The organism is Kitasatospora sp. NPDC088391, from assembly GCF_044753345.1.
Lineage (GTDB): Bacteria > Actinomycetota > Actinomycetes > Streptomycetales > Streptomycetaceae > Kitasatospora.
In genome coordinates, this window is sequence record NZ_JBIVNB010000007.1 from 344,642 (window position 1) to 360,705 (window position 16,064).

Below are 16,064 nucleotides of genomic sequence, written 5' to 3' on the forward strand. Positions count from 1 at the left end.
CCGCCGGGGGGAGCGGCGCGGGGTACAGCGGGGTCGGTGCTCGCCACCCTCCGCCGAGGTGACAGGTGGAGCCGATGTGTGGGGAATCCTGCCACCGTGCCCGGGCGAACGGGCCCCGCGACAGATCAAAATCGGATAACAGGAGCATCATGTGTCCGCTATTCGGACCATTCTCCGGGCCATGTCACATGATGCATAAGTATGCACATGCTTCGAGTCGGTCGGCGGACGGCTCAGAACCCGCCGTTCACCACCGCGTTCTGCGCCGCACCCGCCGACAGTCCCCACTTCGCCAGGATCTTCTCGTAGTCGCCACTGCGGATCACCCGGTCGAGCGCCCGCGCCAGCGCGTCCCGCAGCGCGGTGTCCGTCTTCAGCACCGCGATCCCGTAGGGCGCCTGCGACAGTTGATCGCCCGTCAGCTGGAACCGCGCCCCGCCGCGGCCCTCCTTGGCGGCCAGCGCCGCCACCGGCGCGTCGCTCAGGTCCGCCGCCGCCTTGCCCTGGGCGACCAGCGCCAGCGCCTCGTCGTCCGTCGCGGTGGTGCGCACCGTCAGCTTCTTGTGGACCTTCTCGCAGGCCTGGTTCTGCCGGTCGGCCAGCGTCGCCTGGATGGTGCCCTTCTGCAGCGCCACCGTCCGGCCGCACAGGTCGTCCAGCGAGCCGATCTTCTGCGGGTTGCCCTGGGACACCACGATCGAGCTGCCGGTGATGAAGTAGTCCACGAAGTCCACGCCGGGCCCCGACTTCTGGCCCTCGTCGTCGGCGCCGTCCCGGCGCTGCGCGTTGTCGGTCATGCCCGACATCACCACGTCGAACTGGCTGGCCTGCAGGCCCCGCATCAGCTTGTCGAACGGCGCGTCGACGAACTGCACCTGCACCCCCAGCGCCTGGCCCAGGGCCTGCGCCAGGTCCACGTCCATGCCGTCCGGCCGGCCGCCCGCGGCCTTGAAGCCGATCGGCGCGTACGACAGGTCGGCCCCGATCCGCAGCACCCCCGTCCGCTGCAGCGTGTCCGGCAGCAGGGTGTTCAGGTTCGCGCCCGGTTCCGGCGCCTTGGCGGTGGAGGAGGCCCCGTCCCCGCTGCCGCAGCCGGACAGCAGCAGGGCGGCGGTCACGGCGACGGCCGCGGCGGCGCTCGGGCGGCGGTGGAGTATCGGACGGCGGGCTGCGGACGTCATCGGGGAGCTCCTGTGGGAGAGGTGGTGCGCCCCGCCCCCGCGCGCGCGGGTCTGCGTGCCTGGTCAGGGCGGGGGTCGGACGCCGCCCGACGGCAGCGGGAACGTCCGGACAACGGTGGTCGAACACCGGATACTGCCATCCCGGCCTGATGTTTCAGGTCGCGGGTATGTCAGAATCTGGTATCGGGTGACCCCCGACGCAGAACTCAGACCGCCGGTTCGCCACAAGGGCCGGGGTGCCAGGAACGGAAGCCCTCACCGGCTCCGTATCCGAAGCGCCCACTCTCCTCCGTGTCTGCGTTCACTCCTGCGAGTGCCGTGCGGACTCCTCGCTCGGGGGGCCACGCGGACAAGAAGGACCCGGCACAGGTGCGGTACCGGCGTCCCGACGACAGCGCAGAACACCCATACCCTCACCCGAGGGCGCGGCCCGACGGCAGCGCCCCGACCCGGCCACGGGTGCGCCAGCGACGGCGCGCCCGCACTCGCGCATTGCCACGCGGAGCCGGGTCGAAGTCCGTCGGATGCGCCTTCGCCGAATACATGACGAAGAGGTCATTGTGGCAGCGGAGATCATCACCGACACCCAGAGCACCGACGACCCGGTCGACGCCGTCTTCGCGCTGCACCGCGGCGGCAAGATGGAGATCCGGGCGACCGTCCCGGTCCGCGACGCCGACGACCTGTCGCTGGCCTACACCCCGGGCGTGGCCCGGGTCTGCACCGCCATCGCCGAGCAGCCCGCCCTGGTGAACGACTACACCTGGAAGTCCAACACGGTCGCCGTGGTCACCGACGGCACCGCCGTGCTCGGCCTCGGCGACATCGGCCCGGAGGCCTCGCTCCCCGTGATGGAGGGCAAGGCCATCCTGTTCAAGCAGTTCGGCGGCGTCGACGCGGTGCCGATCGCGCTGGCCTGCACCGGCGTCGACGAGATCGTCGAGACCGTGGTCCGGCTCGCCCCGTCCTTCGGCGGCGTCAACCTGGAGGACATCTCCGCCCCGCGCTGCTTCGAGATCGAGAAGCAGCTCCAGGAGCGGCTCGACATCCCGGTCTTCCACGACGACCAGCACGGCACCGCGATCGTCACCACCGCCGCGCTGTGGAACGCCGCCGAGGTGACCGGCCGCCAGGTCGGCGACCTGCGCGCCGTCATCTCCGGCGCGGGCGCGGCCGGCATCGCCATCGCCAAGATGCTGCTCGCCGCCGGCATCGGCGACGTGGCGGTCTGCGACCGCCGCGGCGTGGTGCACGAGGGCCGCGGCGACCTCACCGACGTCAAGGCGGAGATCGCGGCGCTCACCAACCGGACCGGCCTGACCGGCAGCCTCGCGGACGCCCTGGCCGGGGCCGACGTGTTCATCGGCGTCTCCGGCGGCACCGTCCCGGAGGAGGCCGTCGCCACCATGGCGCCCGGCTGCTTCATCTTCGCGATGGCCAACCCGACCCCGGAGATCCACCCCGAGGTCGCGCACCGCCACGCGGCGGTGGTCGCCACCGGGCGCTCCGACTTCCCGAACCAGATCAACAACGTGCTGGCCTTCCCGGGCATCTTCGCGGGCGCCCTCTCGGTCCGGGCCAGCCGGATCTCCGAGGGCATGAAGCTCGCCGCGGCGAAGGCCCTCGCGGGCGTCGTCGCCGACGAGTTGACCCCGCAGAAGGTCATCCCGTCGCCGTTCGACGAGCGGGTCGCCCCGGCGGTCACCGCCGCGGTCGCCGCCGCCGCCCGGGCCGAGGGCATCGCCCGGATCTGACGCCGGGAGCGCACCGACGGGCCGGGGCGCGGGCAGCACGGCGGACGCCGTGCCCCGCGCCCCGGCCCGTTCCCGGTCGCGCAATATGCGCACCGTCACAGCGGGTCGTGGTTACCAGGGCCGCGGCCGCGGGGCTATGGTCCGGGCATGTTCGCTGCCTATGCCGCCCGCATCAGTCCCGACGACCCGTTGAGCGCGCTGGAGTTGGGCGAGGTGCCCGAGCCCGTGGCCCGACCGGGCTGGAGCGTGGTGACGGTGAAGGCCGCCACGCTCAACCACCACGACCTGTGGTCGCTGCGCGGGGTCGGGCTGCCGGCCGAGCGGCTGCCGATGGTGCTGGGGTGCGACGCCGCCGGCGTCGACCAGGACGGCAACGAGGTGGTGATCCACTCGGTGGTCGGCCAGAGCGGCCACGGCGTCGGCCCCGCCGAGCCGCGCTCGATCCTGACCGAGCGCTACCAGGGGACGTTCGCGCAGCGGGTCGCCGTGCCGACCTGGAACCTGCTGCCCAAGCCGAAGGGGCTGAGCTTCGAGCAGGCCGCCTGCCTGCCGACGGCCTGGCTGACCGCCTACCGGATGCTGTTCACCAACGCCGGGGTGAAGCCCGGCGACACGGTGCTGGTGCAGGGCGCCGGCGGCGGGGTCTCCACCGCCCTGGTGGTGCTGGCCAAGGCGGCCGGACTGCGGGTCTGGGTCACCGGCCGGGACGAGGCCAAGCGGGCCCGCGCGGTGGAACTGGGCGCGGACGCGGCGTTCGAGAGCGGGGCCCGGCTGCCCGAGCGGGTGGACGCGGTGATGGAGACCGTCGGCGCGGCGACCTGGTCGCACTCGGTGAAGTCGCTGCGGCCGGGCGGCACGATCGTGATCTCGGGCGCGACCAGCGGCCCGAACCCGAAGGCCGCCGAGCTGAACCGGATCTTCTTCCTGGAGCTGAAGGTGGTCGGCTCGACCATGGGCAGCAAGGAGGAGCTGGCCGGCCTGCTGGCACTGTGCGCCAACGCCGGGGTCCGGCCGGTGATCGACTCGGTGCTGCCGCTGGCCGGGGCCCGGGACGCGTTCGCCCGGCTGGCGAGCGGGGACGTGTTCGGCAAGCTGGTGCTCACGCCCTGACGGGGCGGCGGGAGACGCGGCGGAGCGCCCCCGGCCGTCCACCGGGGGCGCTCCGTGCACACGGGGTGCCTACTTTGCCTAGCGCTCGAACAGGGCCCGGGCGGCGGCGGGCAGGGCCTGCTGGGCGCGGGCCAGCCGGGCCGCGTCCACGCCGCGGTCGCGGGCGGTGTCCCGGACGTGGTCGCGGAAGCGGTCGAGCAGGCGCTCCAGTTCGCGGGCCGGGTCGCCGGCCGGGTCGGTGCGGGCCCAGTCCGGCGCCTCGGCGGCCGGGGCGTCCTTGTCGAGGTCGATCCGGACCGGCTCGTCGGCCGCGCCCCAGCGCGCGGCGTCCGCCAACGAGCCCAGGCCGCGGGTGAGTTCGGCCAGGCCCTCGGCCAGGCCGGTGGACCAGTCGCCGCGCGAGGCGTGCTCGCGGACCTGCTCCTCCACCCGGCGCTTGAGGCGCAGCGCCTCCTGCTGGGCGGCGGTGCGGGCGGCCTTGGACTGCTCGCGCAGCTTCCGGGCCTCCGCCTCGGCGGCCTTGGCCTGCTGGCGGGCGGTCCTCTCCTGCTCCTTGGCGCGCCGGGCCTGCTCCTTGGCCTCCGCCTTGAACTGGGCGAACTCCTCCTTGGCGCGCTGCCAGGACTCGCGGTCCTGCAGCGGGTTGCCGCCGGCCGCCGGGGTGTGCTCGGCCTGGTTCCACAGCTCGGTGCGCAGGTCCTTGGCGTTGTCCCGGACGTCCTGCCGGATGGCGCCGGCCAACTGGCCGACCGAGTCGTGGATCTCCGCCTCCAGGTCCGTCAACTCGGACTGGCGGGAGGCGAGTTCGGCCCGGCCGGGATCGGTGAGCCGGTAGACCTTGCGACCGCCCTCGGTGGTGTGGCTGACCAGCCCCTCGGCCTCCAGCTTGGCCAGCCGCGGGTAGACGGTGCCGGCGGAGGGGGCGTACAGGCCGTGGAAGCGCTCCTCCAGCAGCCGGATCACCTCGTAGCCGTGCCGGGGGCTCTCGTCGAGCAGCTTCAGCAGGTAGAGGCGGAGCCTGCCGTGGCCGAACACCGGGGTCATCTCAGACCTCCTTGGTCAGGTCGAGCGGGCCGGCGGGCAGTTCCCGGACCGGCTGGTCCTCCTCGGCGTCCGGACGGCGCTGGACGGTGACCGCGCCGGTGACGGTGGTCACCTGGAGGCGGCCGCGGCCGGTGCCGAGCTGGCCGGAGAGCTTCTTGGAGCCCCAGCCGCCGCCGACGCTCAGTTCGGCGAAGGCGCTGGAGAGGCTGCCGCTGGTGGTGCCGGCCTCGACCTTGGCGTCCGCGAAGGACGGCAGCCGCAGGCCGACCGGGCCGGAGACGGTGGTGACGCCGATGTCGGTGGGGGTGGCGGCGTCGAGGTCCAGGGTGACCGCGCCGGAGACCGAGTTGGCCCTGATCCGGGTCGCCGAGCCGGCCACCAGGGTGACCGCGCCGGAGACCGTGTTGACCTTCAGCTCGCCGGACAGGCCCTCGGCGTCGACGTCGCCCGTCACGGTGTTGGCGTTGACCTGGCCGGTCAGGCCGGCCAGCGTGGCGGTGCCGCTGGCGCCGTGCACGCCGACCTCGCCGGTGATGCCGGAGACCGTGGCGTCCGCCGAGACGGTGCCGACCTTGACGGCGGTGTCGGCCGGGACGGCCACGGTGAGCTCCGCGCGGCGCTTGCGGCGCAGGCCGGAGAAGAAGGACTTGACCGTCTGCACCGACTTCACGGCCTCGCCGAACTCGCCCCAGCTGAGGTCCCGGTAGGTGACGGTCAGCACGCCGTCCACCACGGTGACCTGGAGCGGCTCGCCCTCCAGGGCGGCGACCTCCAGGCGGGCCGGCCCCTCGGTGGGGACCACGTTCACGGTGCCGTCGACGACGCGCACGTGCAGCGTCCGCACGGCCTCGTCGAAGGTGATGCTCTCGGCGCTCTCTACCGTCCACTGCGTCATGTCGGGTTCCCCGTCCTCCCGCGTGCCATACGCGATGTATCGCGTTCTTCTGCTACTTACGATATATCGCGTCGGCGGGAAGTCAAGGAGTCCCGACCCCGACCCCGACCCGGAGCGCACCCCGAGCCGGCCCCGAGCCGGCCCCGAGAACCACCCCGGGGTCGCGCCGGGGCCGCCCCGGGAAAGCGAACGGCCCGGAAGGCGAAAACGCCTTCCGGGCCGTGCTGCTGACCGTCCGTCAGACGGTCACTCGTCGTCCTCGTCGTCCAACCGGGCCAGCCAGGTGGCCAGCCGCTCCACCGGCACCTCGAAGTCCGGGTTCAGGTCCACGAACTCCCGCAGGCGCTCGGCCAGCCACTCGAAGCTGACCTCCTCCTCGCCACGTCGGTTCTGCAGTTCCTCGATGCCACGGTCGGTGAAGTACACGGTGGGGTTTCTCCGGTCGAAGGGATGTCAGAGCGAGAACACTTCGTCGAGCAGCGCCTTCTGCTCGGCGCCGTGCCGCTTCGCGGAACCGACCGCCGGGGCCGAGGACGCCGTGCGGGCGACCCGGCGCAGCCGGGCGGTGCCGCCCGAGCGGCCGACCACGACCTGCAGGTGGTCGACCAGGTTCATCGCGATGAACGGCCAGGCACCCTGGTTCGCCGGCTCCTCCTGCGCCCAGACGAACTGGACGTCCTCGCCGTAGCGGCTCAGCTCCTCCTGGAGCTCCGCGATCGGCAGCGGGTACAGGCGCTCGACGCGGACGATCGCGGTGTCGGTGATGCCGCGCTCGGTCCGGGCCGCCTCCAGGTCGTAGTAGAACTTGCCGGAGGTGATCACCACCTTGCGCACCTGCGCCGGGTCCACCGTGCTGTCCCCGATCACCGGGCGGAACGAGCCGCTCAGGAACTCGGAGGTGGCGGACGCCGCGGCCTTCAGTCGCAGCATCGACTTCGGGGTGAAGACGATCAGCGGCTTGTGGTGCGGGTTGTGCGCCTGCCAGCGCAGCAGGTGGAAGTAGTTCGACGGCAGGGTCGGCATCGCGACCGTCATGTTGTCCTGCGCGCACAGCGCCAGGAAGCGCTCCGGGCGGGCGGACGAGTGGTCCGGGCCCTGGCCCTCCATGCCGTGCGGCAGCAGGAGGGTGACGCCGGAGTGCTGGCCCCACTTCTGCTCGGCGGACGAGATGTACTCGTCGACCATGGTCTGCGCGCCGTTGACGAAGTCGCCGAACTGCGCCTCCCACATGACCAGCGCGTTCGGGCGGGTCAGCGAGTAGCCGTACTCGAAGCCCATCGCCGCGTACTCGCTGAGCAGCGAGTCGTAGACGGTGAACCGGGCCTGGTCCTCGGTCAGGTACATCAGCGGGGTGTAGTCCTCGCCGGTGTTCCGGTCGATCAGCACCGCGTGGCGCTGGCCGAAGGTGCCGCGGCGCGAGTCCTGGCCGGCCAGCCGGACCGGGTGGCCCTCCATCAGCAGCGAGCCGATGGCGAGCGCCTCGCCGGTGGCCCAGTCGATGGTGTTGTCCTCGACCGAGGCGGCGCGGCGCTGCAGCTGCGGCAGCAGGCGCGGGTGCACGGTCAGCCAGTCCGGCAGGTTGACCTGCGAGGCGGCGATCCGCTTGACCATCTCGGCGGAGATGCCGGTCTGGATCGACACCGGGAAGTCCGCGACCGGGCGGCCGGTCTCGGCCGGCGCCGGGGCGGTGGTGGCCTCGCGGACCTCGGAGAACACCTTCTCCAGCTGGCCCTGGAAGTCCTGGAGCGCCTGCTCCGCCTCTTCCATGGTGATGTCGCCGCGACCGATCAGCGCCTCGGTGTACAGCTTGCGCACCGAGCGCTTCTTGTCGATCAGGTCGTACATCAGCGGCTGGGTGAAGGACGGGTTGTCGGCCTCGTTGTGACCGCGGCGGCGGTAGCAGATGAGGTCGATCACGACGTCCTTGTGGAACGCCTCGCGGAACTCGAAGGCCAGCCGGGCCACCCGGACCACGGCCTCCGGGTCGTCGCCGTTCACGTGGAAGATCGGGGCCTCGATCATCCGCGCCACGTCGGTGCAGTACATCGACGAGCGGGAGGACGCCGGGGCGGCGGTGAAGCCGACCTGGTTGTTGACCACGATGTGCACGGTGCCGCCGGTGCGGTAGCCGCGCAGCTGCGACATGTTCAGGGTCTCCGCGACCACGCCCTGGCCCGCGAAGGCCGCGTCGCCGTGGATCTGGATCGGCAGCACCGGGAAGGTCGTGCCGCCGAAGTCCAGGATGTCCTGCTTGGCGCGCGCGATGCCCTCGACGACCGGGTCCACGGCCTCCAGGTGGGACGGGTTCGCGGCCAGCGACACCTTGATGGTCTCGCCGTCCAGGCCGGTGAAGGTGCCCTCGGAGCCGAGGTGGTACTTCACGTCGCCGGAGCCGTGCATCGACTTCGGGTCGAGGTTGCCCTCGAACTCGCCGAAGATCTTGCCGTACGGCTTGCCGACGATGTTCGCCAGCACGTTCAGGCGGCCGCGGTGCGCCATGCCGATGACGGCCTCGTCGAGGCGGTGCTCGGCGGCGGCGTCGATGGTGGCGTCCAGCAGCGGGATGAGCGACTCGCCGCCCTCCAGCGAGAAGCGCTTCTGCCCGACGTACTTGGTCTGCAGGAAGGTCTCGAACGCCTCGGCCGAGTTCAGCCGGCGCAGGATGCGCAGCTGCTCCTCGCGCTCCGGCTTGGTGTACGGCTTCTCCAGGCGGTCCTGCAGCCACCTGCGCTGCGCCGGGTCCTGGATGTGCATGTACTCGATGCCGACGGTGCGGCAGTAGGTGTTGCGCAGCAGGCCGAGGATGTCGCGGAGCTTCATCATCTTCTGGCCGCCGAAGCCGCCGACCGCGAACTCGCGCTCCAGGTCCCACAGGGTGAGGCCGTGCTGGACCACGTCCAGGTCGGGGTGCTTCCGCTGCATGTACTCCAGCGGGTCGGTGTCCGCCATCAGGTGGCCGCGGACCCGGTAGGAGTGGATCAGCTCCATGACGCGCGCGGTCTTGTTGACCTCGTCGTCGTGGGTGGTCGCCACGTCGGTGGCCCAGCGGACCGGCTCGTACGGGATCCGGAGGGACTCGAACACCTCGTCGTAGAAGTTGTTCGCGCCCAGCAGCAGCTGGTGGATCGAGCGCAGGAACTCGCCCGACGCCGCACCCTGGATGACCCGGTGGTCGTAGGTCGAGGTGAGCGTCATGATCTTGGAGATGCCCAGGCGGGCCAGCGTCTCCGGGGAGGAGCCCTGGAACTCGGCCGGGTACTCCATCGCGCCGACGCCGACGATGGTGCCCTGGTTCTGCATCAGGCGCGGCACGGAGTGCACGGTGCCGATGCCGCCCGGGTTGGTCAGCGAGACCGTGACGCCGGTGAAGTCGTCCATGGTCAGCTTGTTGGCGCGGGCCCGGCGGACGATGTCCTCGTACGCCTGCCAGAAGCCGAAGAAGTCGAGCGTCTCGGCCTTCTTGATCGCCGCGACGACCAGCTGGCGGTCGCCGTTCGGCTTGACCAGGTCGATGGCGAGGCCCAGGTTCACGTGCTCGGGCTTCACCAGGTAGGACTTGCCGTCCTCCACCTTGTAGGTGTAGTTCATGCCCGGGTTGGCCTTCACGGCCTGCACCAGCGCGTAGCCGATCAGGTGGGTGAAGGACACCTTGCCGCCGCGGGCGCGCTGCAGGTGGTTGTTGATGACGATGCGGTTGTCGATCAACAGCTTGGCGGGCACCGCGCGCACCGAGGTGGCGGTCGGAACCTCCAACGAGGCGTCCATGTTGGACGCCACGGCCTTGGCCGGGCCGCGCAGCTGCACCAGCTCCGGGCCCGCCGCGGCGGCCGGCGCCGGGGCGGCCGGAGCGGCGGCCTTCGGCGCGGGCGGGGCGGCGGGGGCGGCCGCGAGCGGCGCGGGCGCGGCCACCGGCTGCGCGGGCGCCGGAGCGGCGGCCGGGGCAGCGGGGGCGGTCGCGGCCGGAGCTGCGGCGGCGGGAGCGGCGACAGGGGCCGGCTGGGCGCCGACCGGTGCGGCCTGGGTCACTGGAGTCACCTCGGTACCGGGCTTGTAGTCGGCGAAAAAGTCCCACCAGGCACGATCGACCGAGGCCGGGTCCTGGAGGTACTGCTGGTAGATCTCGTCGACGAGCCACTCATTGGGGCCGAAGCCAGTGGAACTTGCCGAGCTGGGGGTTTCTTGGTGTGGCGACACGGGGCAACCGCCCTCTTCCGCTTCCTTTTGGGATGGTGGACAGCGGGGATTAAGGCTACGCCTCCCACGAGTGATCGCGCAGTCCCCGGTGGGCAGGCGTCGCCCAGATCACATTGTCGGAGCGATTTTTGGCCGGAACCGAGCGTTAGAGGTGCCGGAAAGCAGGGAACAAGGCCCGTGGTCGATCGTGGTCATACCTGTGGAAAATCGGACAAAGCAGTGGTCTGGACCACTTGCCCGGCCCGGCCCGGGAGCGGCCCGACAGGGCCGGACGCCGGTTTGTACCGATTCCGCCACAAGCTAGGCGAGCACCGGAGCCTCACCCGGGAGAGTGACCTCGATCCGGCAGCCCGCGGCCGCCTCCGCCACCCGGATCCGGCCGCCGTGCAGGTCCACCGCCCAGCGCGCGATCGCCAGGCCCAGGCCCGTCCCGCCGTCGCTGCCGGGGCCCAGCGCGGTCGGCGCACCGCTCCGGCCGAACCGCTCGAACACCCGCTCCCGGTCCGCGGGCGGGATGCCCGGGCCCTGGTCCTCGACCTCCAGCAGCAGCCCGCCGCCCTCGGCCGCCCGGGCCCGCACCGTCACGGTGCCGCCCTCCGGCGAGTGCTTGCAGGCGTTGTCCACCAGGTTGGCCACCACCTGGTGCAGCCGCTCCGCGTCCGCCACCGCGGCCAGCTGGGCCGGCTGCACCTCGACGGCCAGCCGGACGTCCGCGCGCCGCGCGTACGCGCCGCCCGCCACCGCCCCGTCCACCGTCAGGCCGCGCAGCACGCCCTCCAGGAACGGGCGGACCTGGAACGGGCGGGAGTCCAGCGGGACCACGCCGTCGTCCAGCTTCGACAGGTCCAGCAGGTGGGTGACCAGGCGGCCCAGCCGCTCGGTCTGCTCCAGCGCGGTGCCCAGGTTCCTCGGGTCCGGCTTCACCACGCCGTCGACCACGTTCTCCAGCAGGCCGCGCAGCGCCGCGATCGGGGTCCGCAGCTCGTGCGAGACGTTGGCGATCAGCTCCCGGCGGTGCCGGTCGGCCGCCTCCAGGTCGCCCGCCATCCGGTTGAAGGTGTCGGCCAGCTCGCCGATCTCGTCCCGGGAGGAGACGTCCACCCGGGCGCTGTAGTCGCCCTCGGCCATCGACCGGGCCGCTGCCGTCATGTCGCGCAGCGGCGCCGTCAGGCCGTTCGCCAGGAACTGCATGAACAGCAGCGAGGCGATCAGCGAGAAGATCATGATGATCCGGATCTGGGTCTCCGACCGGATCGCGACCACCACCATGCCGGTGGCCAGCACCACCGAGACGACCACCAGCAGGGCCAGCTTGCCCTTGATCGAGCGGACCGGGTCGAACGGGCGGATGTCGGCCCACACCCGGCGCGCGGCGCGCACCGCCAGCGGGGGTCGCGGGGCGGCCGGTTCGGCTTCCCCGTTGCGTTGCTGCGGAAAGGTCATGGTGCCCCTGGTCGTCAGGACCTGGTCGTGCGGACTCGTCCCCCGGGGGGACGGCCGGGCGCCGTGCGGGCCCCCCGGAGGCCCGTGCCGGCGGTGCCCGGTCAGGACAGCGGGGCCTCCAGCGCGTAGCCCACGCCGTGCACCGTGCGGATCCAGCTGGCGCCGATCTTCCGGCGCAGCGCCTTCACGTGGCTGTCCACCGTGCGGGTCCCGGACGCGTCGGTCCAGTCCCACACCTCGGCCAGCAGCTGCTCCCTGGTCAGCACCGCGCGCGGCTGCGCGGCCAGGCAGGCCAGCAGGTCGAACTCGGTCGGCGTCAGGTGCACGTCGCCGGCGCCCAGCCGGACCCGGCGCTGCACGTGGTCGATCTCCAGCTCGCCGAACCGCAGCGAGCCCAGGGCGGGGGTGCGGGCGGCCTGCTGGGCCCGCTCGACCCGGCGGAGCAGCACGTTCACCCGGGCCGCCAGCTCGCGCATCGAGAACGGCTTGGTCATGTAGTCGTCCGCGCCGACGCCCAGGCCCACCAGCAGGTCGGTCTCGTCGTCCCGCGCGGTCAGCATCAGCACCGGCACCGGGCGCTGGGCCTGGATGCGGCGGCACACCTCCAGGCCGTCGAAGCCCGGCAGCATGATGTCGAGCACCACCAGGTCCGGCTGCCAGGTGTGGAAGCCGTCCACCGCGCCCGGCCCGTCGTGGGCCACCGCCACCTTGAAGCCCTCGGCGCCGAGCCGGGCGGCGATCGACTCCGCGATCGTCGGCTCGTCCTCCACGACGAGCACCCGTCGCTGGGTGCCCACCTGCCCACCGCTGTTCGTCTCTTGCTGGATCTCTGTCACGGTCACGCCACCGCCCCCAGGGCCTGCGGGCCGACTGCCTGTGGGACAGCGGGCGCCGCTCGTAGTCGTCTTGTTTCCGTTGGTTCCGTCATGAGTGTGCCCGGCCCGCGACCAGGTCACGTTTGGCAGGTCCCCGATCGGACGGGCACGGGCCGCTACCTTACCCGCAGCGGTCGCGACCTGTAACGGTACGTGTGCGAGCGAGGCATGGGGGCACAAAGGTCTTCACAGGACTTCCTCAGACACCTCTCAGTCGCCACCCGTATCTTGGGCATGACGGACAGCCCGGGAGGCACCATGACCAGTGCGGAACTGCGGAGGCGGCTCCTCCGGCCGGGGCTGCGGGCCCTGCCGACCCCGCGGGGCAACCCGTTCGCCCTCGGTTACCTCACCCTGTTGCTCGGCACCACCCTGTACGCGCGCTTCGGCGACCCCGGGACGGTGCACCGGCTCCAGGAGCTGTCCTCCACCGACGCGCACAACCTGCTCGTCCACCCCGCGCTCTCCCTGGTCGGCAGCGGCCTGTGGGTCGCCGGCCCGGTGTGGATGCCCTACTTCTGGGCCTTCGCCGTCACCGTCGCCCCCTTGGAACGACGGATCGGCGGCCTTCGTGCCCTCGGCGTCTTCGGGGCCGGCCACGTCGCGGCGACGCTGCTCTCGCAGGGCGTGGCGGTGGCCACGGTGGCCGCGGGCGGCGCCGAGCCCGGCGTGCTGGACGCGATGGACATCGGCGTCTCGTACGGCGTCCTCACCTCGCTCGGCGCGCTGGCCGGGCTGCTCGGCCCGACCGGGCGGACCCTCGCGCTCGGTGGCGGGGTCGCCCTGATCGCGCACCAGCTGGCCTCCGACCCGGACCTGGTCACCTCGGTCGGCCACCCGGCCGCGCTGGCGGTCGGCGTCGCGCTCTGGCCGCTGCTGCGGGGGCGCGGGCCGCGCCGCCCGCGCCGTCCGGGGCGTGCCCCGGCGTGGCAGTCCCGGCCGCAGGCGGTGCCCGCCGAGGGCTGAGCCCCGCCCCCTTCGGAACCGCGGCCTCCCGGACCTCCCCCGGGCGCCGCGGTTCCGGCGCGTTCCGGGCTGTTCTCCGCCGTGCCCCGGTGTTCTCCCACGGTGAACACCGGCCGGGGAACAATCCCCGCGCGCCGAACCTTAGTCAGGTCAACTCAACTTCACTGACTGGGGAGAGATCATGGCATCGACGTCCGTTCCGCTCACTCTGCCGGTGCTGCCGCTCGACGACGAGGTGGTGCTCCCCGGCATGGTGGTGCCGCTGGAGCTCTCCGACCCCGAGGTGCGGGCCGCCGTGGAGGCGGCCCGGGCGGGCAGCGGCGGCGGCAAGCCGCAGGTGCTGCTGGTGCCCCGGCTGGACGGCTCGTACGCGGCGGTCGGCGCGCTGGCGACGGTCGAGCAGGTCGGCCGGCTGGCCGACGGCGACCCGGCGGCGCTGGTCCGGGCCGTCCGACGGGTCCGGATCGGGGCCGGAACGACCGGCCCCGGCGCGGCGCTCTGGGTGGAGACCACGCCGTTCAAGGAGTCCGACCAGGGCCTGCCCGTGGCCGGCCGGGCCGCCGAGCTGGTCAAGGAGTACAAGGCGCTCTCCACCCAGTGGCTGCGCCGGCGCGGGGCCTGGCAGATCGTCGACCGGGTGGCCGCGATCGAGGACATCGGCGAGCTGGCCGACAACATCGGCTACGCGCCGTTCGCCACCGCCGAGCAGAAGCTCAAGGTGCTGCTGGAGGCCGACCGCCCGGCCCGGCTGGAGTACGCGCTCGGCCTGCTCCGCGACCACCTCGCCGAGGAGGAGGTCAACGACACCATCCGCAAGGACGTCGAGGAGGGCGTGGCCAAGCAGCAGAAGGAGTTCCTGCTGCGCCGCCAGCTGGAGGCGGTCCGCAAGGAGCTGGCCGAGCTGAACGGCGGGACGGGCACCGAGGAGGAGGACTACCGGGCGCGGGTGGAGGCGGCCGCGCTGCCGGAGAAGGTGCGCGAGGCGGCGCTCAAGGAGGTCGACAAGCTGGAGCGGTCCAGTGACCAGTCGCCCGAGGGCTCCTGGATCCGCACCTGGCTGGACACCGTCCTCGAACTGCCGTGGAACGAGCGTTCCGAGGACGCGTACGACATCGCCGCCGCCCGCGCCGTGCTGGACGCCGACCACACCGGCCTGGCCGACGTGAAGGACCGGATCGTCGAGTACCTGGCCGTCCGCAAGCGCCGGGCCGAGCAGGGGCTCGGGCAGATCGGCGGCCGGCGAGGGGGCGCGGTGCTGGCGCTGGTCGGGCCGCCCGGGGTGGGCAAGACCTCGCTGGGCGAGTCGGTGGCGAAGGCGATGGGCCGCTCGTTCGTCCGGGTCGCGCTGGGCGGCGTCCGGGACGAGGCGGAGATCCGCGGCCACCGGCGGACGTACGTCGGCTCGATCCCGGGCCGGATCGTCCGCGCGATCAAGGAGGCCGGGACGATGAACCCGGTGGTGCTGCTGGACGAGATCGACAAGGTCGGCTCGGACTACCGGGGCGACCCGGCGGCGGCGCTGCTGGAGGTGCTGGACCCGGCGCAGAACCACACCTTCCGGGACCACTACCTGGAGGTCGAGCTCGACCTGTCCGACGTGGTCTTCCTGGCCACCGCCAACGTGCTGGAGTCGATCCCCGGACCGCTGCTGGACCGGATGGACCTGGTTCGGCTGGACGGCTACACCGAGGACGAGAAGGTCGCCATCGCCCGCGACCACCTGCTGCCCCGGCAGCGCTCCCGGGCCGGGCTGACCGAGCGGGACCTCACGGTGGACGAGGCGGCGCTGCGCAAGCTGGCCGCCGAGTACACCCGGGAGGCCGGGGTCCGGACGCTGGAGCGGTCGATCGAGCGCATCCTGCGCAAGGTCGCCGCGCAGGCCGAGCTCGGGCAGCGCGAGCTGCCCGCCGCGGTCGGCGCCGAGGACCTGCGGGCGCTGCTCGGGCGGCCGCACCACGTGCCGGAGTCCGCGCAGGAGCCCGCGGTGCGGCGCACCGCGGTCCCGGGCGTGGCGACGGCGCTGGCGGCGACCGGGGCCGGCGGCGACGTCCTCTACATCGAGGCCTCGCTGGCGGACGCCGAGACCGGCTCGACCGGGCTGACGCTGACCGGGCAGCTGGGCGACGTGATGAAGGAGTCGGCGCACATCGCGCTCTCCTACCTGCGCTCGCACGGCGCCGAGCTGGAGCTGCCGGTGACCGGCCTGCGCGAGCGGGGCATCCACCTGCACGTGCCGGCCGGCGCGGTGCCGAAGGACGGCCCGAGCGCGGGCATCACGATGACCACGGCACTGGCCTCGCTGCTGTCCGGCCGCCGGGTGCGGGCCGAGGTGGCGATGACGGGTGAGGTTTCTCTCACCGGCCGGGTGCTGCCGATCGGCGGCGTGAAGCAGAAGCTGCTGGCCGCCGACCGGGCCGGGATCACCACCGTGATCCTGCCGGGCCGGAACGAGCCGGACCTCGACGATCTGCCCGCCGAGGTGCTGGAACGCCTGACGGTGCACCTGGTGTCGGACGTCCGCGAGGTGCTGCGGCTGGCCCTGGAGCCGGCCGAGGTGCTGGTCGCGGCGGCCTGACCGGCGGCATCCGACACCGGGGGCCTC

At 72.7% G+C, this 16,064-nt stretch carries 11 protein-coding genes; 4 read left to right on the forward strand and 7 right to left on the reverse strand.

Annotated features, from left to right (window positions below):
• Nucleotides 1-233: 233 nt before the first annotated feature.
• Nucleotides 234-1,181, reverse strand: a complete 948-nt coding sequence (locus ACIQBJ_RS22820; protein WP_400713440.1) for an ABC transporter substrate-binding protein — start codon at nucleotides 1,179-1,181, stop codon at nucleotides 234-236.
• A 560-nt stretch (nucleotides 1,182-1,741) separates the two neighbouring features.
• Between ACIQBJ_RS22820 and ACIQBJ_RS22825 the strand changes: the two genes are divergently transcribed.
• Together ACIQBJ_RS22825 and ACIQBJ_RS22830 are read left to right on the forward strand one after the other, a co-directional pair.
• Nucleotides 1,742-2,935 (forward strand): NADP-dependent malic enzyme, encoded by a 1,194-nt coding sequence (locus ACIQBJ_RS22825; protein WP_400713444.1) that lies wholly within the window; start codon nucleotides 1,742-1,744, stop codon nucleotides 2,933-2,935.
• 147 nt (nucleotides 2,936-3,082) lie between these two features.
• Nucleotides 3,083-4,045 (forward strand): zinc-binding dehydrogenase, encoded by a 963-nt coding sequence (locus tag ACIQBJ_RS22830; protein WP_400713447.1) that lies wholly within the window; start codon nucleotides 3,083-3,085, stop codon nucleotides 4,043-4,045.
• A gap of 78 nt (nucleotides 4,046-4,123) precedes the next feature.
• On the opposite strand, the gene ACIQBJ_RS22835 is transcribed toward ACIQBJ_RS22830, so the two are convergent.
• From ACIQBJ_RS22835 to ACIQBJ_RS22860, 6 genes are all read right to left on the reverse strand, one after another.
• Nucleotides 4,124-5,089 carry a PadR family transcriptional regulator gene (locus ACIQBJ_RS22835; protein ID WP_400713450.1) on the reverse strand — a complete coding sequence of 322 codons (966 nt, stop codon included), beginning with the start codon at nucleotides 5,087-5,089 and terminating at the stop codon, nucleotides 4,124-4,126.
• A 1-nt stretch (nucleotide 5,090) separates the two neighbouring features.
• Nucleotides 5,091-5,984, reverse strand: a complete 894-nt coding sequence (locus ACIQBJ_RS22840; protein ID WP_400713453.1) for a DUF4097 family beta strand repeat-containing protein — start codon at nucleotides 5,982-5,984, stop codon at nucleotides 5,091-5,093.
• A 246-nt stretch (nucleotides 5,985-6,230) separates the two neighbouring features.
• Complete coding sequence (locus ACIQBJ_RS22845) at nucleotides 6,231-6,410, reverse strand: DUF6104 family protein (protein ID WP_400713456.1); 180 nt, start codon at nucleotides 6,408-6,410, stop codon at nucleotides 6,231-6,233.
• 27 nt (nucleotides 6,411-6,437) lie between these two features.
• The gene (locus ACIQBJ_RS22850) at nucleotides 6,438-10,178 is read right to left on the reverse strand and encodes a multifunctional oxoglutarate decarboxylase/oxoglutarate dehydrogenase thiamine pyrophosphate-binding subunit/dihydrolipoyllysine-residue succinyltransferase subunit (protein WP_400713459.1); all 3,741 of its coding nucleotides are present in this window, start codon (nucleotides 10,176-10,178) and stop codon (nucleotides 6,438-6,440) included.
• Between the two features lie 300 nt (nucleotides 10,179-10,478).
• Nucleotides 10,479-11,621 (reverse strand): ATP-binding protein, encoded by a 1,143-nt coding sequence (locus tag ACIQBJ_RS22855; RefSeq protein ID WP_400713462.1) that lies wholly within the window; start codon nucleotides 11,619-11,621, stop codon nucleotides 10,479-10,481.
• Nucleotides 11,622-11,722: 101 nt separating this feature from the next.
• Entirely contained in the window at nucleotides 11,723-12,457 is a 735-nt protein-coding gene (locus ACIQBJ_RS22860) for a response regulator transcription factor (RefSeq protein WP_400713465.1), read from the reverse strand.
• 297 nt (nucleotides 12,458-12,754) lie between these two features.
• Between ACIQBJ_RS22860 and ACIQBJ_RS22865 the strand changes: the two genes are divergently transcribed.
• Together ACIQBJ_RS22865 and lon are read left to right on the forward strand one after the other, a co-directional pair.
• Entirely contained in the window at nucleotides 12,755-13,462 is a 708-nt protein-coding gene (locus ACIQBJ_RS22865; RefSeq protein ID WP_400713468.1) for a rhomboid-like protein, read from the forward strand.
• 181 nt (nucleotides 13,463-13,643) lie between these two features.
• A complete protein-coding gene (gene lon / locus ACIQBJ_RS22870) occupies nucleotides 13,644-16,037 on the forward strand; it encodes an endopeptidase La (RefSeq protein ID WP_400713470.1) in 2,394 nt (797 codons plus the stop codon).
• Nucleotides 16,038-16,064: the final 27 nt, after the last annotated feature.